The organism is Candidatus Enterococcus willemsii (genome assembly GCF_009933335.1).
Taxonomy (GTDB): Bacteria; Bacillota; Bacilli; order Lactobacillales; family Enterococcaceae; genus Enterococcus_F; species Enterococcus_F willemsii.
This window is the reverse complement of record NZ_MAEL01000014.1, coordinates 50,144-72,846: the sequence shown is the minus strand read 5'-3', so window position 1 is coordinate 72,846 and position 22,703 is coordinate 50,144. Positions and strand designations below refer to the sequence as shown.

Sequence of the window (22,703 nt, the reverse complement as noted above, 5' to 3'; positions counted from 1 at the left end):
CTAAAAAACGCGCCATCGAATACATAATCGATAGCGCGTTTTTTTACGATTGCATTGATTGCAATTGGTACATGTCTGCATACAATCCTTGTTGAGCGATTAAACTTTCATGATTTCCACGTTCCACTATTTTTCCTTTATCTAATACTAAAATCAAATCAGCATCACGAATGGTCGATAGACGATGAGCGATGGCAATAGTTGTACGACCTTGACGCATGTTGGCAAGCCCTTCTTGGATATACCCTTCAGTCTCTGTATCGATATTTGCTGTCGCTTCATCCAACACTAAAATTTTCGGATTGGTGACCATCGTTCGAGCAAAAGAGATCAGTTGACGCTGACCACTTGAATAACTCGCTCCTCGTTCAATCACTTTGGCATGATAGCCGTCAGGTAATTGCGTAATAAATTTATCCGCTTGGACAAATCTCGCCGCTTCAACGACTTCTTCATCGGTAATGTCTTTGTTAAGTAACCGAATATTATCAGAAATATCTCCGTAAAACATAAAGGCATCTTGCAAAACAAGTCCCATTTTTTGGCGCAATTCTTCTAAAGAAAAATCACGAATATCTTTATCATCAATCAAAATTTGACCTTCGCCAAATTCATAAAAACGCATTAGGACATTGATAATCGAACTTTTCCCACTACCTGTATGTCCAACTAAAGCGACGGTCTCTCCTGGATTGGCAATAAAGGAAATATTTTGCAAAACATTGTGTTGCCCATCATAAGAGAAACTAACGTTGCGAAATTCAATTTTTCCAGCTAAAATCGTTTCATTTGCTCCGATATTTTGTTGTGGTGTGTATTCTTCATCATCCATAATCTTCAAGATACGACTTCCTGCAACAATCCCATCTGTGAAAACACTTAATGAATCCATCATTCGCGTCATCGGATTAAAAAATCCTTGGACGTAGGTAGTAAACGCATAAATCATCCCTGCTTCAACTAAAGTCGTCAACGCATCGAAACCAAAAACTGTTAATGACAAAGCAACTGCTAATGCATAAAGCAAATTGATAATCGGTGCCAATAAAAGTGAATTCATGCGAATCATCGCATACCGTGTTTCTAAATACTCATCATTAGTTGTCTCGAATTCTTGCTTCAAGCGTTTTTCTTGTCGGAATTGTTGAATAATGCGCATCCCGGAAATCGATTCATTCAGTTTGGTATTCAACTGACTTAAGCGTTCACGCATTTGACGATAAACCCGCGAGCTATATTTCTGGTAATACCAAATAACAAAAAGCAAAATAGGTAAAAAAATTAGATTCAGCAAAGAAACTTTTACACTAATTTGAAACATTGCCACAAATGACGTAACTACCGCAAAAATTCCGGTTAAAACAGATAAAAAGACATACCAAAATTCAAAAAGCGTTTCCGTATCATTGGTTACCCGCGAAACAATTGATCCAGCAGGTGTTTGGTCAAAGTAACGCATGCCCAAGGTGTGTAATTTTTCAAATAACTTCACCCGAATATACTGATATGTTTTCAGTGAACCCATTGAATATAGGAACCATTGAAAAAACCAAACCGTGGCTTTTAGTAATGTTCCTAGAAGATACAATCCTGCGAAAAATAAAATAATTTGCGTAGTGGCTGTTTTTCCTTTTAAATAATTATCAATCAAGGTCTGCAAAATTCTTGGTAAGAAGATATTGATGACCGAAAGAATGAAAGAGAAAAAGATAGCAACAGCAAACGTGCTCCTAAAAGGTTTCGCAAACGCTAAGAGACGTTTAATAATCGTTAGTTGTTCTTTCATAGGAATTGATTTTGTCCATTCCGATTGTCGTTGCATTATCCCTCACTCCCTTCAATTTTTGCTTCTAATTGTTGTTTCTCCCACATGCGTTTATACCAGCCATTTTGTGCAAGTAATTGTTCGTGGGTGCCACGTTCTGTAATACGACCTTCATCTACAACTAAAATTTCTTTGGCATGCATCACACTACTTAAACGATGTGCGGCGATAATAGTTGATTTATTATGACGTATCTCCTTTAGATTATGCAAAATCGCTTCTTCAGTTTTGGCATCAACAGCCGACAAGGCATCATCTAAAATGAGCAGTTCAGGTTCTACTAGCAACGCTCGTGCAATCGAAATCCGTTGTTTCTGACCACCGGATAAGGAAACACCACGTTCACCAACCATTGTGTCATAACTTTCCGGAAATTCTTTAATATCTTCATCAATTTGTGCCAAACGAGCTGCTTTCTCGACTTTTCCTTGACTAGCATGTGGCTCTGCAAATCGAATATTATCTCGAATAGTCATTGAGAATAGGAAATGATCTTGCGGTACATAACCAATCGATTGTAACAATGCATCTAACGAATACTCTTTCAACGAATGATTTCCAAATGAAATATTTCCTGTAAAAGAATCATATTCTCGCATAATTAATTTCAGAAGCGTTGTTTTGCCAGCCCCTGTTTTCCCAACAATCCCAATAACTTCTCCTTCGTCTAAAGAAAACTGAATATCTTCTAATACAGTCTCTTCCTTGGGATAACTAAAGCGTTCAATATTCACTTGTAATTGCCCTTGAGCTGGTGTTGTTACCGCATCATCTGCTTCAATAATATGCGTCTGCTCACGCAAAAGTTCTGCTACACGATCGTAACTCGCATTGCCGCGCTCCAACACATTAAACAAACGTCCCATAGCAAACATCGGCCAAACAAGCATCCCAATATAACTGACAAATGAAACCAATTGCCCAATACTAATAACATCTTTCATAATAAAATTACCACCGACAATAATCGTTAAGACGTACGACAAACCAATCACTATTGTAATAAAAGGATCAAACAAGGCATCCAAAAAACTCACCCGGCGATTTTTAACAATCGCATGGTCAATTTTCTCTGAAAAATCAGCAATATCTTCTTTTTCTTGTCCGAACGTTTTAATTACTTTCATACCAGTGACACTTTCTTGCGTCTTATCATTAATGCTGGAAAAAGCTGCTTGCGAATCACGAAAGGCATCATGAAGTTTTGATCCTAACACCCGTGACGTAAGCGCTAGTAACGGTAACGGAATTAAAGCAATTAGCGTCAAACGCCAATCGATAAATAAAATCATAGCTGCAATCGTCATACTACCAGTAATAAATGAATCGACGAACGTCAGCATACCTGCACCTGCCACATTTTGAATCGCATTCAAGTCATTGGTTGCATGTGCCATTAAATCACCCGTACGATATTTTTGATAAAAAACCGCATCCATTTTAGTGAAATGAGCGAATAGCTGTCTACGTAAACTCTTCTCTAACCGAGCAGCACTCCCCCAAATATGTGTCCGCCAAATATAGCGAAAAATATACTGTCCCAATGCAGCAGCAAATAAAATAAAAACCCAGAATAACACCGTATTGAATCGAATGTTTTCAGCTGCAATCTCATCAATAATAATACCAATCACCTTTGGAGGTACTAACTGCATCACAGAAACGACAATTAATGCTGTGACACCAATCAAATAACTTTTACGTTCTTGTCTAAAGAACCAACCCAACTTTTTAAAAATCGACATTTCTTTCCTCCTTTATTTTTATAAGACAACAAAAAAACGGACTGAAAATCAGCCCGCTTAAATCAAAATTATTTTTGATTTTTCATTTGTTGCATCATTTGACGAATTTTTTTCTCAGACGGTTTTTGTCCCATATTCATCATCATCATACGCAACATATCCTCATTAACGGGAGGATTTTTCTTCAAGTAATCTTGCATGTATTTACGTGCCAAAAAGAAGCCGCCGATTGCACCGACAACTAAAGCGATAACTGCAATTAAAATAACGATTCCTGTACTCATTTTAATTATCTCCTTTCCCTGTATACTCTCAGTGATATATTTTACTAGAAAAACAAACAAAAGAAAAGGAAGTTTTACGAAATCACGTAAAATTTCCTTTTCAATAGGCAAATGCTTTCAATACTTGAGCTTTCGCGCTCTAATTAGTAAACGCTTATCGAGGAAATAATAATGATCGTTGTATCAATTTCCTTAATCATTTGCGCCCATACTTGCCGTTCTGGTTGCTTTCTTAACTCCTTGATTAACTGTTTCATCTCTACCATTTCCACCTTAGAAAAATACTGTTTCAATTGCTTACTTGCTTCAAGCAAACTTAATAGAACCATGGTTTCATTTGATATATCTTGCGAATCAATCTCTTGTCGAATCATTTGAATCACTTGTTTTCTTTGGACGGAATTGACAGAATAGCGGTCTTTTGTATCTTGTTCGATCAGTCTTTTCTCTACTAACGACTTACCAATGGCAGACTCCAACACATGCAAACGCTTATTACTTAAGGTACTTGCATAATACTCCGTTAATTTTTTAACACTTGCTTTCTTTAAATTTTTGATTGCCGTGTACAGCGGATTCAAAGCTTGGAGTTCTTCTGGTAAGTCCTGCATAATTACTAACTTCTTGTTTTCAAGTGTAATGACTTCATGAAAACACAAATCCGAAAGTCCTGCCGCTACCAAGCCCATCGCTAGGCGATAATTGCCCATAGAATATTGTCCCTTTTTTGGCAAAGTTAGTAAAAAATATTCTTCTGCTAGCATCTGTTCGCCTCCTAACTTAGTGCAACATCACGTTTATTAAACAACCAATTTGTTACGATATAAATCACGAGACTATAGATCAACAAGCTAAATGCCATCTGTCCATAACTTAAGTATAAATCCAACGCACCGCTACCTTCAACCGAAACTGACATCCCCGCTGTCCCTAGTGATTCACCCATTGCTTCAGGAAGTAAATTCTTAATATTTAACATATTAAACATATTCCACTTCAACCAAGGATATTTCTGCATCGCTAAGGTTAATAAACCATTAATCATACTGCTACCAAACAAAACACCAATCCCTAAACCAACTGCCAAACTTTGTGAGCGAATCACGGCTGAAATAAAAATAGTTAGCGAAAGGTAAAGTAAAATTAATAATAAATTAGTACCTGCATAACTCAATGCAACTATTAATGCAGATGCCCCATTAAATCCTTCCACTACATTCATTGGTGATTCTGCTGTTAATAACAAATTACTAGCAATGAAACTACTAACAAACAAAATAACTGTTCCGACAACCGCATATAGGAAAGCAGTAATAAATTTTGCCGCTAAAATTTGTGTTCGTGAGTAGGGACGAATGAGTAAAAATTTAATCGTACCACGACTAAATTCTTCTGCCAACATTGATGCAGCAACAATCACCACAAACAAGTTTAAGAATGACGTCATATCTGTTAATCTTGAAAAATTATCATTGGCGAGCATCTCACCGCTACTAGCAATTCGCATCACCCATGTCAAACCAAAAACCATCATGACTAACATTACCAACATAATCCATGTTGATTTTTTCTTACTTAATTTTATCCATTCATTTGTAATTAAGACACCCATTTTAAAGTCCTCCTTCTTCGGTCCAAGCCAAGAAAGTATCTTCTAACGTACTTTGCTTCACTTTCATTTCTCTCAAACCAATACTTGCTTCAACGATTTGCTTCGCTAATTCTATTCGAATGTCTTCATCTAAAGGTATCAATAGATAATTTTTTTCTTGTTGAATATTTGTGATGCCTTGTGTTTCAAGAATTTTCATCACCGTTAAATTATCTGTTGTATCAAGTAATAATGCTCTACCAGACCCATGAATTTCGGCCATCGTTACTTGATGGGTAATCTTGCCTTTTTGTAAAATGACTAACCGATCAGCTAATTGTTCAATATCACTTAATTGGTGACTTGAAACTAAGACACTCACGCCATTCGCCTTCAACAGTAAAATCATCTCGCGGAATTCACGCATACCTTTTGGATCCAAGCCATTCATTGGTTCATCTAAAACTAACAGATGCGGTTGATGGACTAAGGCTTGGGCAACACCTAAGCGTTGACGCATTCCTAACGAGTAGGTCTTCACTTTTTGATTAATATTATTTTCTAAATGGACTTGTGCGATAATTCGTTCAATCTCTACTTTATTGACTTCTTTTTTTGACATACGCGCATATTGCATTAAGTTTTCGTAACCTGTCATATAATTATAAAACTCAGGATTTTCGATAATAGCGCCTACTTCGGTCATTGCTTCTTTAAAATTAGTATCTAACGAATAATCTAAAATATTGATTTGCCCACCATTGTGTTTCATCAAGCCAACAATCATTCGAATCAGCGTCGTCTTACCTGCACCATTTGGGCCTAATAAACCAACGATTTCACCTTTTTCAACATGGAATGTCGCACCATGGATAATTTGTTTATTGCCGATTTTTTTCGATACATTTTGAATACTTAAGACATTACTCATGAATTCCCCTTCTTTCTTCTACCACATTTTTTAACAAATAATACAAGATGCCTAAACAAATAGTTAAGGTAATAACATCACGAACGACTGTGCCAAACAATGTATTAGCAATCGTTACACTGATAACTCCATTCTGAATATGTGCAGATAGGTCGATTGTTTCACTATTTGATCCACCAGAAACTACACCTAAAAGTAAAACAACTAGAATGAACGTACTAAATTTTTGTGCAACTGGTATAAAGCGTTTTACTACTAAATCCGCTAACATCCCAAGAGCTTGCGTAACACCTAGGAAAGTAATCACTACTTCTAAATAGAAGGCACTAACAATAGCTGCTGTCTGAATAGTTGGCAAATAGACTTGTTGTGAAAAAATTTGCCCAAAAATACTACATCCTAGATATGATAAAATAGCTGATACAACTAAAAAGATGATGCTATAGCCAAAATTCGCCATCATTAATCTCTCTGTTTTGACCGGTAATAAACAAAAGCGTTGGTCACGCCAAAAGCGAGCAAGTCGGATTGTCTCTATGATAATCCCTGCTATCATTATGATAGTCATCGGAATGAGATAAATTCCTTCTAAATAACCAAAGCTCTGGCTATTGGTATATTCTGACATTTGATAAATTAAAAAACCTTCTAGCGCAAAAGCTATAACGAAAAAAATTAATCCTTTTTGTCTATTTTCCCTCGCGATTTGTTTCGTTATTTCCCACATCATACTCACCCCTTCGTCACTATTTCCCGATAAATACCTTCTAGCCCTAGCTGTTGGCTTTCTCGTAGTTCTTCTATTCCGCTATGAATAGCGATTTTATGATCAGCAATGATTATCACTTCATCTACAATGTTTTCAATTTCATTCATTTGGTGAGTGGTCATCAATAAAATTGCTTCTTCATTAAACCAACGTAACAATGATTGAATGATTTTTTCACGAGACAATAAATCAATGCCACTTAACGGTTCGTCGAGTAAAAAAACTTTCGCATTTCTTGCTAAAGTCATTGCCAAGGCTGCTTTTTCCATTTGACCTCGAGAAAGAGTTTTTAATTTACTCGTTGAATCTAATTCCATAAATGCCATTAGCTCTTGAACTTTCTTACTATCAAAATCGGCGTAGAATCGTTGATAAAATGTCATTACTTGGCGAATCGTCATCTCTCTCGGGAAATCTTGTAAAGAAATTAATAACGCCACGTTTTCTTTCGTTTTTGCACCAATTGCTTGGTCATCAATGGTAATATGACCTTTCCAACCGCGAGCAAGTCCAGCTAAAATACGTAAAATACTCGTCTTACCCGCACCATTCTCTCCTAAAAGTGCCACGATTTTCCCACCTGTTAATTGAAAACTAATATTATCTAAAATCGTTTTTCCTCTTTTTTTATAAGAAACATCTTTTACATCAATCATTGTCATTGTGCTTCACCTCGATAAATCGTTGAATTTCTCGAATCGCTTCATCTGTAGACAAACCAATATTTGCCATTTTTTGCAAATAATCCTTCACGACTTCATTTTTCTTTTCTTCTTTCAGAGCGGTTAAAATTTGTTGATTATCTGTAACAAAACGCCCTCTTCCACGAATAGAATATAATATTTCCAAACGTTCTAATTCCTGTAACGCACGTTGAACCGTATTTGGATTCGTCGATAATTCCATTGCTAACTCTCTAACTGCCATGACTTTTTCCCCCGGTTTTATTTTTTCTAACAAAATTTCTTGAATGATAAATTCCATAATTTGACTATAAATTGGCCGCCCATCCGAGAAAATCATCTAAGACACCTCCACGTATTAGTGTACTAACAAAATAGTACACTAATACAAAAAAGCTGTCAACAATAAAAAAACAGCTAGAGAATTCTCTAACTGTTCCATCTTATGATTGAAATCAGCAAAAAATATGAAAATCTTCCTCTTTGCTAACCCTATTGTCAATTTTTTACAAAGGTCATTATTTTGTCCACCGTAACCGATACTTTTCTTTCGCATCCTTTTATAAAAAGACTGTAGACTTCAGCCATTTTTGACTTCGTCCACAGTCTTACCTAAACAATTAAAAACTTCTAAATACCTGTTGCTTCATTGATTTTATTAATAGTTATGCTTCTTACCGTCCATTTTCTATATAGAGTCAATGAACGTGTGAATTCTAAAGATGACTCTTAGCTACTTCATTCGTTTGTACAAATATGCTTTGTATTATCAAGTTTATTTAATGATATATCCCAGCCATTCTCTAAACTCACATGCCAAATGATATTGATGCTTATTTAACATAAATTTAGGTACCATACTAGGAAATTCCACCAGTGCTTTAAACCTTATGCCATTTTCTTCTCTTTTTATTTGATGACGTACCCCTCCAATGACTGTTCCGTCTTCTAGTTTTGCACATCCTGCTAGTTGTACAAGATAGCCCTCACTTCGACTAGATGTCAAACCACTTTCATCTCCATAATGCGCAAAAAATCTTGTTGGTAAAGGTGACCCACCAGTCATTTCCACAACTTCTTGAATATTATCACCGATACCTAACAATACAAAATGATCCGGATTAGTTGCTAAGTTCATGAAAAGGTGTTCCTGCGTATTTTCAAGCATTATTTTTTTTATATCATCCATCACTCTTTCTGGACTCAGGGTTGTTGGAATAAAAAATTCAGTCATGCTATATCTTCTTTTTCCTCTAGAGAGCAAAGCAGTCATCTTTGAAATAAGATTACCAATTTTGTACCTATTTTTGAGAATTCTCCTTAGTTGTTCAGGCTTTATCGATGCTTTAAACCGCCCCATGTCTTTTCGGGCTGATTTAATATTTGGTGCTTCCGATGGATTAGTTAGGTCATATCCTCTCTTCATAAAAAACTGATATTGATATTTCAATCTTTTAAATTCCCAAGCATCAATTTCCTCATTCGAAACTCTTTTGTTATTGATAAAAATATCCATAATCTATCATTCCTCATTCCCCTTAGTTAATTTCTTTTGATATTCTTCTATACTAAATGAAATTTTATTTAATATTTCCAATAGAACGAGCTGTTGTTCTGGAGTAAAATGCGATAATTGCTGTTTTATTGTTGAATAAAGCCCATCATGGAGTGTCGCATGTGATTCATTTACACTTTCACCTTTTTTTGTAAGAACAAGCTGTTTATTTTTTTTATTTTCTTCCACTTGATAAATTCGAACCAATCCTAATTGGATTAATTTAGGTATTTGTTGAGAAATACTTCCTTTCGTCACACCTAATTTCGCTGCAATTTCAGTAATTGTCGATCGTGGGTAAGTGCCGATAGCATCTATTAAGTGTAAAAGACTTGTACTTATTTGTAAATCAGGTGTAATGAGTACCGGCTTCTTTTGAATTTGAGTTAATTTATTATTGATTTTCAAAAATTCTTCAACAAATTGTTTAAATAATTCATTTGTTTCCATTGTTGTCACCTCTCAACAAAATAGTATAGCACTATACTATTTTCGTCAAGTCATTAACAAAAAGTAGAGACTTCAGTCGCGAAGAACTCTACTTTTAAAATTATTCCATACGAATCGTCTATCCATACTTTCTAATTCTTACTATTTTTTTCTAAACTAATTAGGACTTATTAAACGAAAGACTCATCCAGAACTAATAATTAATATTGATTAAATAGGATAGGCCAATTAATACTTACAAAAGCCTTATACTCCAAAAAATAAACGAAGAGCGAACTCTTCGTTTATTTTTATTGATTCATAATTTTCTCTAACAATTCAGGGTCAAATACACCTGATTTTAACATCGCAATTTCAAAGCCATAAGGTGCTTTTTTATTCTTTTTATCTGAACCAACATACGGTGTTTCCAAAATTTTTGGTAATTGCAATAGTTTTTCATGGTGCACGACTTTATGCAATGCCTCAAACCCAATTGTTCCAAAACCAATATTTGCATGGCGGTCTTTGTGTGAGCCTTGAGGATTTTTAGAATCATTGACATGAATGACTTTCAAACGATCCAAACCAATCACTTTATCAAATTCTTCTAATACGCCATCAAAGTCCTCTTTCACATTGTAACCAGCATCATTGATATGACAAGTATCTAAGGTCACTGACAACTTATCATTTAACGTGACACCATCAATAATTGCAGCTAACTCTTCAAACGTCCGGCCAATTTCTGTCCCTTTTCCGGCCATTGTTTCTAAAGCAATTTGAGGAATTTGATTCTTATCAAGGACTTCATTTAAGCCTTTAACAATTTGAGCAATCCCTTTTTCAACACCTTCTCCGACATGAGCACCTGGATGCATGGTGATTTGCGTCGCACCTAAGGCTTGGGCACGGCGAATTTCCTCACGTAAAAATTCAATAGCAAAACTAAAATTTTCTAGTTTAATCGTATTTCCTAAATTAATGATATACGGTGCATGAACGACCATATTTGATAATCGATGTTCGCTCATAAATGCCTGTCCTGCTTCAATATTCATTTCTTCTAAAGGTTTACGACGCGTATTTTGCGGCGCTCCTGTATAAATCATAAATGTGGAAGCTTGATAACTAGCCGCTTCTTCTGCAGCCCCTATTAACATTTTCTTTCCACTCATTGAAACGTGCGATCCAATCAACATAAAGTATCCTCCTACAATTTCGCTAACATTCTAAAATACTACTATACACTTGTACCTAAAATTAACACAACCAAAGTCATCAACGGCAAACTCAACAAGAAACTAATCGATGAAGCAAAACCAACTACTTCTTCTTTTACGCCCGCTAACACCGAATTAATTACTCCAAATAATGGAATTGGTGTAATAGCTAGCAAGGACAAAATAACTTTTTGCAAATGCGGGATTGGTAAAAAATAAAAAGCGACAATAATCGCAAGCCCTACGCCGTAACGAATGCTTAATAGCTTCACAACATCACGCACAGCACTCTTCGGTAAGCGTAGTTCTAAATACAGACCAATCATAAACATAGATAAAAAGACATTTGCTGAAGCGACTGGTTGTAGCATTGTCAAGAAGCTATCTGGTAATGTAATATTTACGATACGAAGACATAACATCACTAAATAACAAGTAAATGGAATGGAACGAACCAATCTTAATGCGATTTGTTTTGGATGAAAACTAGTGTTGTTTCCCACAAGTCGATCTACAACAATATTGGTTCCTCCACACAACATAATACTATTTCCCATATCAAACATTGAGATGAACGGGACGCCCATCGGTAAAAAACCTTGGACAAATGGTAACGTAAAATTACCAATATTAAAGCCTGATGCACAATACATATATAATTGCTGTAGTTTGGCTGAATCTTTACGCGAAGCGAACCAGGCAATTGCTATTTGCACAAGTGACCAGACAAATCCTATAATAATAAATAATACTAAATCAGCTTGCATCGACAATTTCGCCAAATTGACAATAACTACTGCGGGTAACGTGACATTAACAATCACAACTGACAAGGTTGTTCCATCAGCTTTTGAAAGTAATCCAACTCGTTTTAAGAAAAATCCCAAAAGAATAATCAAAAATAATCCGACTGCTTGAATCAATATTGCTTCCACTTTTTGTTGCTCCTTTACAAAAAAAGAGACTGTTAAATAACAATCTCTTCGGTTTGATTAAAATTGTAACAAGAAATACTTTTTCTTGCCGCGACGGATAACTGTTGCTTCTCCGATTTTATCTGCATCGCTCAATTCATAGGTTGTTTCTTGGACACGCTCTCCATTAATGTAAATCGCACCATTTTGGACATCTTCACGTGCTTGACGTTTCGAAGGTTCAATTCCTGCTGTAATCAATAATTCGATTAAGTTTAAATTGTCTTCTGCTTGCACGTTATATGTTGGTACACCTTTGAAACCTTGTTTGATTTCTTCGCTAGATAAACTCTTAATCTCGCCACTGAATAACGCTTGAGAAATGCGTACCGCTTGTTCGTAAGCTTCTTTTCCATGAACAAGTGTCGTCACTTCTTGTGCCAAAGCTTTTTGAGCAACACGTTTTTCAGGTGCTTGATTGAAGGCTTCTTCAATGTCAGCAATTTCATCTAAAGATAAGAACGTGAAATATTTTAAGAACTTAATGACATCACGGTCATCTGTATTAATCCAAAATTGGTAAAACTCATATGGTGTTGTTTTTTCTGGATCCAACCAAACGGCATTACCTTCAGTTTTTCCAAATTTTGTACCGTCTGCTTTTGTAATCAAAGGCATCGTTAAACCAAAACCTTGGACTTCTTTTTCACGACGTAATAACTCAATTCCTGAGGTAATATTTCCCCATTGGTCACTTCCACCTAGTTGTAATAAGCAACCATGTGTTTCATATAATTTTAGAAAATCATACGCTTGTAACAATTGGTAAGCAAATTCTGTATACGAAATCCCCGATTCAATTCGACGTTTCACACTTTCTTTACTCATCATGTAATTAATTGTAAAGTTTTTACCCACATCACGTAAAAAATCAATCAGTGAGATAGAACCTAACCAATCATAGTTATTTGCAATAATTGCTGGATTTGTGTCGTCGTCAAAATTAATAAAACGAGACAATTGATTTTTAATGCTTTGTGACCAGTTTTGAACGGTATCCAATGTATTTAATTGACGCTCTTGGTCTTTAAATGATGGATCCCCAATCATTCCAGTTCCCCCACCGACTAACGCAATCGGCACATGGCCATTTTGTTGGAAACGACGAAGCATCAAGACTGGCAATAAATGACCAATATGCAAGCTATCTGCAGTTGGGTCGAAGCCGACATACAATTTGACAGACTCTTCATTTAATTGTTTTTCTAATGCTGATTCGTCTGTTGTTTGATGAACTAAGCCACGTGCTTTTAGTTCTTGAAAAAAGTCTGAACTCATGTAATTTTCCTCCTCAATAAATACTCATTTTTCATATTAACTGAAAATCCAGTGAAAGAAAAGAGAAACTATCAAAAAAACCTTGATTCTACCCTAAGAATCTTTAAAAAGACTAAAATATTCTACTCATTCGAATAAAACACTTCAAAAATTTTTGGAATCAACCGATTTTTTTGTTATAATCAAACGGAATCAAAAGAAAATTGAGGTGACTAATTTGTCCCAAAAAGGAAAAAAAATAACACCAAAGAAAGAAGGCTCTACTGGCTGGTTTTATTTTAATGTCGTAATCCGAGTGATGCAGTCTTTGATTTTAGTCGGTATTTCTTTAATGTTAATGCTTGGTGCATTGGGTGCTGGTATTGGTTTGGGATATTTTGCCTACTTAGTAAAAGATACTGATCCTCCGACCAAACAAGAATTGCAACAAGATTTAGGTAATATTACCGAAACATCTAAGTTAGCCTATGCAGATAATTCATCGATTGCCACCATTCGTTCTGATTTATTCCGAACAAGCATCCCTTCTGATCAGATTTCTGACTGGTTGAAAAAAGCAGTGGTTGCCACCGAAGATGAATATTTTTACGAGCATAAAGGCGTTGTGCCAAAAGCTGTTTTACGTGCCTTAATCTCAGAAGTAACTGGGATTGGTAGTAGCGGTGGTTCTACTTTAACGCAACAATTAGTGAAGCAGCAAATTTTAAGCGATGAAACAACTTTTAAACGTAAAGCCAATGAAATCTTACTGGCAATGGAAGTGGAAAAGAATTTTTCTAAAGATGAAATCATCGCAATGTATCTCAATATTTCACCTTTTGGTCGAAATAATTTAGGTCAAAATATTGCTGGTGTTCAGGAAGCGGCGCAAGGGATATTTGGTATCAATGCAAGCGATGTTAATTTACCACAAGCCGCATTTATTGCTGGTTTGCCACAAAGTCCTATTTCTTATAGCCCCTATACAAACAGTGGCGATTTTCAAGATAATTTAGAATACGGCTTAAACCGAAAAGATTTTGTGCTCTTCAGTATGTATCGAAATCATGATATTTCGAAAAAGGAATACGAAGAAGCCCTTGCTTATGATTTAACAGCTGATTTTAAACCAAAAGGAACGCCTGACAATGACGAACAAGGCTTCTTATACAACACTGTCATGGGTGAAGCATTAAAAATCGTCGCAAAACAATTAGCAGATGAAGCGAAAGTTAGCGCTGAAGATTTTGCAACAGATGAAGTGTATCAAGATTATCTTCAAAAAGCAGAATTCAAATTAGCCAATGGTGGGTATACGGTTCAATCAACAATTGATAAGGATCTTTATCAATCGATGCAAGAAGCTGTTCAAAATTATGGTTACATGTTAGATAATGGCTCAAGTATTGAAGTCGGCAACGTGCTAATGGAAAATAATACTGGGAAAATTTTAGGTTTTATCGGCGGACGTGATTATGCAAGCAATCCATATAATCATGCGTTTAGTTCAAAACGTCAAGCAGGTTCTGCAATCAAACCCGTATCAGTTTACGCACCAGCATTAGATCAAGGTTTAGTTGGTAGTGAATCTCGTGTTTCTGATTACCCAACGAATTGGGAATTTGGTGAAGATGCCGGCTCTCCGATTATGAATGCAACTAATGCTGGTTCAAAAACATTCCAAACCGTTCGCGAAACGATTGTTCATTCAAATAATATCCCTGCTAGACATTTATATCAAGAAGTGTTAAATGAAATGGGGTCTCCAACCTTTGTTTATGATAATTATTTAAAAGAAATGAATTATCCCGATACCCCTGTCTGGCAATATGAATCTGCGCCGATGGGTGTAATGGAACTCACTACGTTAGCTCAAACAAATGGATTCCAAACCCTTGCTAATAAGGGGGTCTATCAAGAAGGTTATATTATTGAATCCATTAAAGATTCGAAAGGTAACGTTCTTTATCAACATGAAGCAGCACCTGTTCAAGTATTTTCACCAGCTACTGCCTCTATCATGAATGATTTGATGCGTAGCGTTTTAACAGAAGCAGTTACCACACCATTCTTATCGAACCTTAAAAACTTAGATTGGAATTTAGGCAATGCTGATTGGGTTGGTAAAACAGGAACAACCGATGAATATGTTGATTCATGGCTAGTTGTTTCTACCCCTAAAGTGACCTTGAGTAGCTGGTCTGGGCGTGAAGACAACAAACCAACTGATCAAGATGCAGGCCGTCGAACGGCACAATATATGGCATATTTAGCTAATTCTATCTATCAGACAAAACCTGATGTGATTGGTGTGAATGATAAATTTGAACTTGATTCAAACGTAAACACTTATCAAGTCTCTAAATTTACTGGAACCAAACCAGGTGGAAAAGTCACTGTCAATAATCGTTCAATCAGCGTTCCTAATGAGACAGTTGCTTCCTACTGGGCAAAAGGTGGGCCCGCTAATGCTAGTTTCAAATTTGGTATTGGTGGTACCGATGCTAATTATGCTGATTATTGGAAAAAAGCAATCCCTACTCCTTCAAACCAAAGAAGAGCAACCCCCCCTAAAAAAGAGAAAAAAGAAGAAAAGAAAAAAGAAGATTAGTTTTCGCTCCAAAAGTCCTTATGGCTTTTGGAGTTTTTTTACATAAAAAAAGTTCGGTAGCAAGCTACCAAACTTCGACTTTATTATTTTGTTGAACCTTTTTCTAAAATGTTGTATGGTAAAACAATTGTTTTTTGTTCAACATCTTCTTTATTCATCATTTTTGTTAATAGACGCATGGCAACCGCACCGATATCATATAATGGTTGACTCACACTTGATAATCGAGGACGAGCAACATCTGTTAATAATGAGTTGTTACTTGTGATAATTTCAAAGTCTTCTGGCACTTTGACACCACGATCATATAAACCATCTAAAATACCAATAGCTAATTCATCATCTGTAACATAAGCAGCTGTGGCGCCACTATTCAATAAACGTTCAACTAAAGCTAAACCGTCTTTGAAAGAATAAGGTGCTTCAAAAATTAAACCTTCGTTGTATTCCAAGTTGTTGTCTTTCAAAGCTTCTTTATACCCATTCAAACGATTTTGACCATTGATTGGATCAATTAAAGCACCACTAATGAAAGCAATTTTTTGATTGTTTTTTGCTAATAAGCTAACAGCTTCTTTTGTCGCTGACGTATAATCAATATTTACACTACCAACTTGTTCATCCGGATCAATTGAACCAGCTAAAACAACTGGAGTTTTTGAACGTGAAAATTCTCCACGAATTTCATCTGTAATACGGTGACCCATAAAGATGACACCATCTACTTGTTTTGCTAATAAATTATTCAATACATTTACTTCTTTTAGGCTGTCGCCATCAGAGTTTGCTAAAATAATATTGTATTTATACATCGTTGCAACATCATCAATACCACGAGCTAAAGAGGCAAAAAACATATTGCTGACATCAGGAATAATCACACCCACTGTGGTGGTTTTTTTACTAGCCAAGCCTCGAGCAACAGCATTTGGGCGATAATCAAGACGATCAATTACTTCTAGTACTTTTTTACGAGTGGCAGGTTTGACGTTGGGATTGCCATTTACAACACGAGAGACTGTAGCCATCGATACATTTGCTTCTCTTGCGACATCATAAATAGTAATAGTTTGTTTCTCCATATTCTTTAGTTCTCCTATCCAATTCCATTTTCTGAAAATACGGTTTACATTTCTTAGATAGAATAGCAAATTTCTTCAACATTTGCAACCGTTTTAGTTTCATTTTCATGAAAATAACAACTTGCTTCAAACTTTTTTAAGAATTTAGTGATACAATAGAAGAAAAAGAAAGAAGGTTGTTTATGAATCAAGAAAAAATACAAGAACTCAAACATTGGATGAGGAAAGAAAATGTTGACGTTACCTATATCACGAATCCAAATACAATTGCCTATCTCTCTGGCTTTACTAGTGACCCTCATGAGCGTGTTCTAGCGTTGTTTCTTTCTACTAGCCATGACCCATTTTTATTTACCCCTGCTTTAGAAGCCGAGACAGCTAGACAAAGTAGTTGGCCTTTTGATGTTGTTGGTTATTTAGATACAGAAAACCCTTGGCAAGTGATTGCTCATGAAATTAACAACCGTTATGGTCAACCCCAACAACTGGCAATTGAAAAAGCGACCTTTACATTAGATCGCTTTGAACAATTACAACCATTTTTTGCTTCAACTGACTTTTCTAAAGATGTCACACCCATCATCCAACGTATGCAATTATGCAAAACTTCGCAGGAAATCGATATATTGATAGAAGCTGGACAATGGGCCGACTTCGCCTTTGAAACGGGTTTTGCAGCAATTAAAGATGGAGCAACAGAAGAAGAAATTGCAGCAGAAATCGAATATCGCTTAAAACGTAAAGGTGTCGCGCACATGTCCTTTGATACAACCGTCCTTGTAGGACCACATGCAGCTAGTCCACATGGTGCACCGAATAAAACACTTGTGCAAAAAAATGAGCTTGTGTTATTTGACCTTGGAGTTGTTTGGAAAGGCTATTGTAGTGATGCTACGCGAACAGTTGCTTATAAAGAACCAACCGCTTTCCAAAAAGAAGTCTATTCAATTGTTTTGGAAGCACAACTAGCCGCGCAAGCAGCTGTGAAACCGGGTGTTACAGCTGGTCAGCTTGATAAAATTGCGCGTGATATTATCGAAAGTTACGGATATGGCGATGCATTTAATCATCGCTTAGGTCATGGGATTGGCACCTCTGTCCATGAATATCCGTCACTTGTGGCTGGCAATGATTTAGTCATCGAAGAAGGCATGTGTTTTTCAATTGAACCTGGTATTTATTTGCCAAATCAAGTTGGCGTACGAATCGAAGATTGTGTATATGTGACAAAAGACGGCTCACAACCATTGACTCATACTTCCAAAGAATTACTTATTATTGATTAATCCGAAATAAAAAATCCGAATGCTCGTAACAATTTCTTGACGTAAGCATTCGGATTTTCTTCAATTATCTTTCTCTTCAATTAAAAAAAGTTTTGCATGATCCACAACTTTCTTAGTAGTTGAGACGAATTCATAATGCACCACGAATGAATAAGTTTGTTGTTTAGCAGACAATACTCCTGTACAAGCACCGAATTTACCATGACTAATACTTGAAATAATTTTTATTCGTTGAATTTCTGTGATTTGATCAGCTAACTCAGTGCTCACTTGTCCCACAATTTCAAACCATTGCTCAGTATGTTGCTCCTTAAAATTTTCTAACTTTTCTTGGAATATCGCAAGGGTAAATTCTTCCACAAACCGGTTTTTCGGTGAATTATTACATGTATTACTACGTTCAATTTGCATCTTCGTACTCCTTTTTAGCAAAAAAGATGGGGCTTATGCCCCATCTTGCTTATACTTCTGGATTATTTTCTTCAAATTTTTCTTTTAATTCTTCGACTGTTTCTTCAAAGTCTTCTGTTGGAATTGGTTGAGTTTCCTCTACTTCTTCTACTCCTTCAGCAACAATTTCTTGTGCATCAGAAACAGTGTCTTTCACGTCAATGACGATATCTTCTGCGACATCTTCGGCTTCATCGGCCACATCTTCCGCATTTTTTTTGAAGCGTGAAGCAAAATCATTTGTATCTTCAGCCACATTTTCTACAGCATCTTCCGCATCTTCAACTGTATCTGATGCTTTGTCTTTCAAAGTTTGGGCCAAATCTTCGGCTTGCTTGCCTAAACTGCTTGCCTTTTCTTTCGCAAGATCGGCTAAATCTTCCCCTTTTTCTTTGGCGATATCCGTATAATCTGATGCTACATCTAATAAATCATCGACTTGTTTCCCTAATTTATTACGTAATTCTTTTCCTGATTCTGGTGCTAACAACAAAGCAGTTACTGCAGCTGCTGTCCCTCCGATAATTGCACCTAATAAAAAGCCACCGTTTTTACTCATTTAAATCACTCCCGCTATTTTTTTGTTTTTGTTGGTTAAAAAATTTCATTGCTGTTTGACCAACTTTTCCTGCAATTGTTGCTTGTGCAGTCGTACGACCTAAAGTCCCTAAACGAGAAACAAGATTTTTACTTGAATAATTTAATTCTGATACACTTGTACTCAAGTCAGCAACTGCTGTAAACAATGGATCTATTGTCGCTACTTTTTGATTTACATCTTGCAATAACTCATTGCTTTTCACCAAAAGACCTTCAACTTCTCGAGTTAGAATATCTACATCTTTGGTGACTACACTAATTGTTTTATTCGCTTCCACAACGGTTGTTTGCACAGATGCAACTGTTTTTTCAACTTTTAATAATACGCGGATTAAGAAAAGTACCAATACTGCAAAGGCAATAGCTGCGATTAGCCCTGCGATTCCTCCAGCTGTCATAGAAAAACTCCCTTCCAACTCTTATTATATAGCATATCATTTCAAAATTTATTATACAAATAAAAGCGATGCCATGAAAGCTTTTTTTGAAAAGACCTTATTCCATCAAAGAGTGGAAAAAGGCCTTTTTGTTATTTTTCTTTGGTCGATGTTGTTTCTTTCAAGACTGGTTGTTCTTTTTCTTCTAGCATTTTTCCTAGCTCAATAATGTAGTCTTTTAAGCCAATCTTGATTTCAGGATGTGTTAAACCATAATCAATACTCGTTTTTAAAAAGCCTAATTTATCGCCGACATCGTGACGTTGACCTTTAAATTCACGCGCAAATACACGCTGTGTCAAGTTTAAGGTATCAATAGCATCTGTTAATTGAATTTCATTCCCTGCGCCAGGTGCTTGATTTTCTAAAATATCAAAAATTTCTGGTGTCAGTAGATAACGTCCAATAATGGCTAAATCGCTTGGTGCATCTTCAGGCTGTGGTTTTTCGACAAAGCTTTTTACATTATACAGACCTTTGGTTACTTCACCTTCTGGATTAATGATGCCGTATTTTGATGTCTCTTCATGCGGAACTTTCATAACCGCAATGGTTGATGCATGTGTTTTTTCGTAGTCATTAATTAATTGTTTTGTAAGCGGCACTTTGTCTTCCATCAAGTCATCGCCTAGCATGACAATAAACGGTTCATTACCAACAAATGCTTTGGCTTGTAAAACGGCATGCCCCAATCCTCTTGGGTGCGTTTGGCGGATAAAGTGTAAATTCACTTCAGTTGTTTCTTCTACAAGCTTCAACAGCTCATCTTTGCCTTTTTCTTTTAAATTCATTTCTAGCTCTAAATTCGCATCAAAGTGATCTTCAATCGGACGTTTCGCTTTACCAGTCACAATTAAAATATCTTCAATTCCTGATTTTAACGCTTCTTCCACAATAAATTGGATGGTTGGTTTATCTACAATCGGTAACATTTCCTTTGCCATTGCTTTCGTTGCTGGTAAAAATCGTGTCCCTAAACCAGCTGCAGGAATCACGGCTTTTTTGACTTTCATCTTGTCCCCTCCTTCATGATTAAGAAAATTCATTTTCTACTTTACCATCACGAAGCATAATTTCTTTTGCTGCTTGATGGATATCTTTTCCTTCATACAAGACATTGTAAATGGTTTTGGTAATTGGCATATCAACATTTAGACTTGTTGCTAGCTCCATAGCTGCTTTTGTGGTAGCCACGCCTTCGACAATCATTCCCATATTTTCAAGGACTTCATCTAGTTTCTTTCCTTTACCTAAAAGATTGCCCGCACGCCAATTACGTGAATGAACACTCGTACCCGTCACAATCAGATCGCCGACACCACTTAAACCGATAAAAGTCAATGGATCAGCACCCATTGCGACACCTAATCGACTAATTTCGGCTAGTCCGCGTGTCATAATCGCAGCTTTGGCATTATCACCAAATCCTAAGCCAGCAATGGCGCCTGCACCAATAGCAATAATATTTTTCAATGCGGCCCCTGTTTCCACGCCAATTACATCAGTATTCGTGTAAATACGGAAGTAATCGTTCATAAATAAATCTTGTACATAGTTCGCAGCTTCTAATTTTTCGCTAGCAGCTGTAATCGTTGTAATATCATGAACAGCCACTTCTTCTGCATGACTTGGTCCAGACAATACGATAATTTCTTGACGCTTACTTTCTGGAATTTCTTCTGATAAAATCTCTGAAATGCGTTTGTGCGTTCCTTGCTCTAAACCTTTTGATGCATGGATGATATACGGCTTTGTATTCACAGATATTGCTACTTCTTTAGCCACTTCGCGAATGGCTTTCGTTGGTACAACAAATAAAATGGCATCAACATCTATTACGGCTTCTTTTAACTCTTTAATGCCTTTGATACTCGTAGGGATTTTAATATTTGGTAAATAATGTCTATTGGTATGGTATGTGTTTATTTCATCAATTTGTGCCGGATTGTGTCCCCATAACTTGACTGTATGGCCATTTTCAGCTAATACTTGGGCTAACGCTGTCCCCCAAGAACCTGGGCCTAAAACTGCAATTTTTTGTTTCACAATGGAAACCTCCTCTAATTCATAACAAATTATCTTCAAATATATAGCTCAATTTTATCATATTCTTCTTCATCTGTCTGGCTAGATTAAATACTCATTGGAACCACGTGAGCGATCATACTCCTTCAAACTTGTTTGTTTTTTACGACGCCAAATCAATACGATCCAACCATCAATAAATAACAATAAAGACAATAATTGAGATACGCGAATTGAACTAAACAAATATAAACTATCGGTTCGCATACCTTCAATAAACATCCGACCAAAGCTATACCAAAGGATATAACTTAAAAAGACTTCTCCTTGTTTCAATAAACCAGTCTTTTTACGTAAGAATAGTAACAACACAAAGCCAATGACATTCCAGACTGACTCGTATAAAAATGTTGGCTGTCGATAAGCCCCTTCAATATACATATTATTAATAATAAAATTCGGCAAATGAAGTTTTTCTAAAAAAGCACGTGTGGTTTCGCCACCAAATGCCTCGTGATTCATAAAGTTCCCCCAACGACCAATGCCTTGTGCTAATAAGACACTAGGTGCTGCAATATCTAAAAAGGTCCACGTTGAAATAAAATGACGTTGGCAATAGATATATAACCAAATACCACCTGCGATTAAGCCTCCATAAATTGCTAAACCACCAGAACGTATATTAAAGACCTGCATTGGCTCTGCTATATACGGCTCAAGATTAAATAAGACATAATATAGACGTGCACCAATAAATGCTATTGGCAAGGCAACTAACATAAAGTCTGATACATCATCTTGTCGCATCCCAACTCTTAAGGATTCTCGAGTGCTAAGCCACATTGCTATCACGACACCTGAAATAATAATAATCGCATACCAATAGATGGCAATCCCAAATAGTTCAAAAGCGACACGATTAACTGGTTCTCCCATTTCTATCACT

23 protein-coding genes are annotated in these 22,703 nt (G+C 36.2%); 2 read left to right on the top strand and 21 right to left on the bottom strand.

Annotated elements, in window-relative coordinates; genetic code table 11:
* Positions 1-43: 43 nt before the first annotated feature.
* From BAU17_RS02300 to tyrS, 14 genes are all read right to left on the bottom strand, one after another.
* Complete coding sequence (locus tag BAU17_RS02300) at positions 44-1,822, bottom strand: ABC transporter ATP-binding protein (protein WP_161901202.1); 1,779 nt, start codon at positions 1,820-1,822, stop codon at positions 44-46.
* Positions 1,822-3,570, bottom strand: a complete 1,749-nt coding sequence (locus BAU17_RS02295) for an ABC transporter ATP-binding protein (RefSeq protein WP_161901201.1) — start codon at positions 3,568-3,570, stop codon at positions 1,822-1,824. The genes BAU17_RS02300 and BAU17_RS02295 overlap by 1 nt, the downstream gene beginning before the upstream one ends.
* Before the next feature lie 68 nt (positions 3,571-3,638).
* Positions 3,639-3,854 (bottom strand): YneF family protein, encoded by a 216-nt coding sequence (locus BAU17_RS02290; protein WP_161901200.1) that lies wholly within the window; start codon positions 3,852-3,854, stop codon positions 3,639-3,641.
* A 143-nt stretch (positions 3,855-3,997) separates the two neighbouring features.
* On the bottom strand, positions 3,998-4,618 hold the full coding sequence (locus BAU17_RS02285) for a GOLPH3/VPS74 family protein (RefSeq protein WP_161901199.1): 621 nt from the start codon (positions 4,616-4,618) through the stop codon (positions 3,998-4,000).
* Positions 4,619-4,629: 11 nt separating this feature from the next.
* A complete protein-coding gene (locus BAU17_RS02280; protein WP_161901198.1) occupies positions 4,630-5,466 on the bottom strand; it encodes an ABC transporter permease in 837 nt (278 codons plus the stop codon).
* 1 nt (position 5,467) lies between these two features.
* Positions 5,468-6,376: an ABC transporter ATP-binding protein gene (locus BAU17_RS02275; RefSeq protein WP_161901197.1), complete on the bottom strand. Its 909-nt coding sequence runs from the start codon at positions 6,374-6,376 to the stop codon at positions 5,468-5,470.
* The gene (locus tag BAU17_RS02270; RefSeq protein ID WP_161901196.1) at positions 6,369-7,106 is read right to left on the bottom strand and encodes a hypothetical protein; all 738 of its coding nucleotides are present in this window, start codon (positions 7,104-7,106) and stop codon (positions 6,369-6,371) included. Before BAU17_RS02270 ends, BAU17_RS02275 begins: the two co-directional genes overlap by 8 nt.
* A gap of 2 nt (positions 7,107-7,108) precedes the next feature.
* On the bottom strand, positions 7,109-7,807 hold the full coding sequence (locus BAU17_RS02265; RefSeq protein ID WP_161901195.1) for an ATP-binding cassette domain-containing protein: 699 nt from the start codon (positions 7,805-7,807) through the stop codon (positions 7,109-7,111).
* Positions 7,794-8,168 carry a GntR family transcriptional regulator gene (locus tag BAU17_RS02260; RefSeq protein WP_161901194.1) on the bottom strand — a complete coding sequence of 125 codons (375 nt, stop codon included), beginning with the start codon at positions 8,166-8,168 and terminating at the stop codon, positions 7,794-7,796. The genes BAU17_RS02265 and BAU17_RS02260 overlap by 14 nt, the downstream gene beginning before the upstream one ends.
* A 435-nt stretch (positions 8,169-8,603) precedes the next feature.
* Positions 8,604-9,344 carry a hypothetical protein gene (locus BAU17_RS02255; RefSeq protein WP_161901193.1) on the bottom strand — a complete coding sequence of 247 codons (741 nt, stop codon included), beginning with the start codon at positions 9,342-9,344 and terminating at the stop codon, positions 8,604-8,606.
* A 6-nt stretch (positions 9,345-9,350) separates the two neighbouring features.
* The gene (locus BAU17_RS02250; protein WP_161901192.1) at positions 9,351-9,833 is read right to left on the bottom strand and encodes a MarR family winged helix-turn-helix transcriptional regulator; all 483 of its coding nucleotides are present in this window, start codon (positions 9,831-9,833) and stop codon (positions 9,351-9,353) included.
* A gap of 290 nt (positions 9,834-10,123) precedes the next feature.
* On the bottom strand, positions 10,124-11,014 hold the full coding sequence (locus tag BAU17_RS02245) for a deoxyribonuclease IV (protein ID WP_161901191.1): 891 nt from the start codon (positions 11,012-11,014) through the stop codon (positions 10,124-10,126).
* Positions 11,015-11,055: 41 nt separating this feature from the next.
* Positions 11,056-11,970 carry an AEC family transporter gene (locus tag BAU17_RS02240; protein ID WP_161901190.1) on the bottom strand — a complete coding sequence of 305 codons (915 nt, stop codon included), beginning with the start codon at positions 11,968-11,970 and terminating at the stop codon, positions 11,056-11,058.
* Between the two features lie 57 nt (positions 11,971-12,027).
* On the bottom strand, positions 12,028-13,287 hold the full coding sequence (gene tyrS, locus BAU17_RS02235) for a tyrosine--tRNA ligase (protein ID WP_161901189.1): 1,260 nt from the start codon (positions 13,285-13,287) through the stop codon (positions 12,028-12,030).
* 217 nt (positions 13,288-13,504) lie between these two features.
* On the opposite strand from tyrS, the gene BAU17_RS02230 reads away from it, so the two are divergent.
* Complete coding sequence (locus BAU17_RS02230) at positions 13,505-15,877, top strand: transglycosylase domain-containing protein (RefSeq protein ID WP_231474802.1); 2,373 nt, start codon at positions 13,505-13,507, stop codon at positions 15,875-15,877.
* A gap of 83 nt (positions 15,878-15,960) precedes the next feature.
* On the opposite strand, the gene ccpA is transcribed toward BAU17_RS02230, so the two are convergent.
* Positions 15,961-16,959: a catabolite control protein A gene (gene ccpA, locus BAU17_RS02225; protein WP_161901188.1), complete on the bottom strand. Its 999-nt coding sequence runs from the start codon at positions 16,957-16,959 to the stop codon at positions 15,961-15,963.
* Between the two features lie 182 nt (positions 16,960-17,141).
* Between ccpA and BAU17_RS02220 the strand changes: the two genes are divergently transcribed.
* Entirely contained in the window at positions 17,142-18,245 is a 1,104-nt protein-coding gene (locus tag BAU17_RS02220) for a M24 family metallopeptidase (protein ID WP_161901187.1), read from the top strand.
* Between the two features lie 60 nt (positions 18,246-18,305).
* Here the strand turns inward: BAU17_RS02220 and BAU17_RS02215 are convergent, their stop codons facing one another.
* From BAU17_RS02215 to lgt, 6 genes are all read right to left on the bottom strand, one after another.
* Positions 18,306-18,656 (bottom strand): hypothetical protein, encoded by a 351-nt coding sequence (locus BAU17_RS02215; protein ID WP_161901186.1) that lies wholly within the window; start codon positions 18,654-18,656, stop codon positions 18,306-18,308.
* Positions 18,657-18,705: 49 nt separating this feature from the next.
* The gene (locus BAU17_RS02210) at positions 18,706-19,254 is read right to left on the bottom strand and encodes a YtxH domain-containing protein (protein WP_161901185.1); all 549 of its coding nucleotides are present in this window, start codon (positions 19,252-19,254) and stop codon (positions 18,706-18,708) included.
* Complete coding sequence (locus tag BAU17_RS02205; RefSeq protein WP_161901184.1) at positions 19,247-19,693, bottom strand: DUF948 domain-containing protein; 447 nt, start codon at positions 19,691-19,693, stop codon at positions 19,247-19,249. The genes BAU17_RS02210 and BAU17_RS02205 overlap by 8 nt, the downstream gene beginning before the upstream one ends.
* Before the next feature lie 131 nt (positions 19,694-19,824).
* Entirely contained in the window at positions 19,825-20,745 is a 921-nt protein-coding gene (galU, locus tag BAU17_RS02200) for a UTP--glucose-1-phosphate uridylyltransferase GalU (RefSeq protein WP_161901183.1), read from the bottom strand.
* 19 nt (positions 20,746-20,764) lie between these two features.
* The gene (locus BAU17_RS02195) at positions 20,765-21,778 is read right to left on the bottom strand and encodes an NAD(P)H-dependent glycerol-3-phosphate dehydrogenase (RefSeq protein WP_161901182.1); all 1,014 of its coding nucleotides are present in this window, start codon (positions 21,776-21,778) and stop codon (positions 20,765-20,767) included.
* 81 nt (positions 21,779-21,859) lie between these two features.
* Positions 21,860-22,693 (bottom strand): prolipoprotein diacylglyceryl transferase, encoded by an 834-nt coding sequence (lgt, locus tag BAU17_RS02190; protein ID WP_161901181.1) that lies wholly within the window; start codon positions 22,691-22,693, stop codon positions 21,860-21,862.
* Positions 22,694-22,703 lie beyond the last annotated feature (10 nt).

Bases quoted from the DNA above. Each gene is read 5' to 3' on its own strand.
- BAU17_RS02210 (WP_161901185.1), bottom strand. From the start codon at position 19,254: ATGAGTAAAAACGGTGGCTTTTTATTAGGTGCAATTATCGGAGGGACA.
- ccpA (WP_161901188.1), bottom strand. From the start codon at position 16,959: ATGGAGAAACAAACTATTACTATTTATGATGTCGCAAGAGAAGCAAAT.
- BAU17_RS02275 (WP_161901197.1), bottom strand. From the start codon at position 6,376: ATGAGTAATGTCTTAAGTATTCAAAATGTATCGAAAAAAATCGGCAAT.
- BAU17_RS02285 (WP_161901199.1), bottom strand. From the start codon at position 4,618: ATGCTAGCAGAAGAATATTTTTTACTAACTTTGCCAAAAAAGGGACAA.
- BAU17_RS02215 (WP_161901186.1), bottom strand. From the start codon at position 18,656: ATGCAAATTGAACGTAGTAATACATGTAATAATTCACCGAAAAACCGG.
- BAU17_RS02250 (WP_161901192.1), bottom strand. From the start codon at position 9,833: ATGGAAACAAATGAATTATTTAAACAATTTGTTGAAGAATTTTTGAAA.
- galU (WP_161901183.1), bottom strand. From the start codon at position 20,745: ATGAAAGTCAAAAAAGCCGTGATTCCTGCAGCTGGTTTAGGGACACGA.
- tyrS (WP_161901189.1), bottom strand. From the start codon at position 13,287: ATGAGTTCAGACTTTTTTCAAGAACTAAAAGCACGTGGCTTAGTTCAT.
- BAU17_RS02280 (WP_161901198.1), bottom strand. From the start codon at position 5,466: ATGGGTGTCTTAATTACAAATGAATGGATAAAATTAAGTAAGAAAAAA.
- BAU17_RS02255 (WP_161901193.1), bottom strand. From the start codon at position 9,344: ATGGATATTTTTATCAATAACAAAAGAGTTTCGAATGAGGAAATTGAT.
- BAU17_RS02300 (WP_161901202.1), bottom strand. From the start codon at position 1,822: ATGCAACGACAATCGGAATGGACAAAATCAATTCCTATGAAAGAACAA.
- BAU17_RS02245 (WP_161901191.1), bottom strand. From the start codon at position 11,014: ATGTTGATTGGATCGCACGTTTCAATGAGTGGAAAGAAAATGTTAATA.
- BAU17_RS02260 (WP_161901194.1), bottom strand. From the start codon at position 8,168: ATGATTTTCTCGGATGGGCGGCCAATTTATAGTCAAATTATGGAATTT.
- BAU17_RS02205 (WP_161901184.1), bottom strand. From the start codon at position 19,693: ATGACAGCTGGAGGAATCGCAGGGCTAATCGCAGCTATTGCCTTTGCA.
- BAU17_RS02265 (WP_161901195.1), bottom strand. From the start codon at position 7,807: ATGACAATGATTGATGTAAAAGATGTTTCTTATAAAAAAAGAGGAAAA.
- BAU17_RS02290 (WP_161901200.1), bottom strand. From the start codon at position 3,854: ATGAGTACAGGAATCGTTATTTTAATTGCAGTTATCGCTTTAGTTGTC.
- lgt (WP_161901181.1), bottom strand. From the start codon at position 22,693: ATGGGAGAACCAGTTAATCGTGTCGCTTTTGAACTATTTGGGATTGCC.
- BAU17_RS02295 (WP_161901201.1), bottom strand. From the start codon at position 3,570: ATGTCGATTTTTAAAAAGTTGGGTTGGTTCTTTAGACAAGAACGTAAA.
- BAU17_RS02220 (WP_161901187.1), top strand. From the start codon at position 17,142: ATGAATCAAGAAAAAATACAAGAACTCAAACATTGGATGAGGAAAGAA.
- BAU17_RS02270 (WP_161901196.1), bottom strand. From the start codon at position 7,106: ATGATGTGGGAAATAACGAAACAAATCGCGAGGGAAAATAGACAAAAA.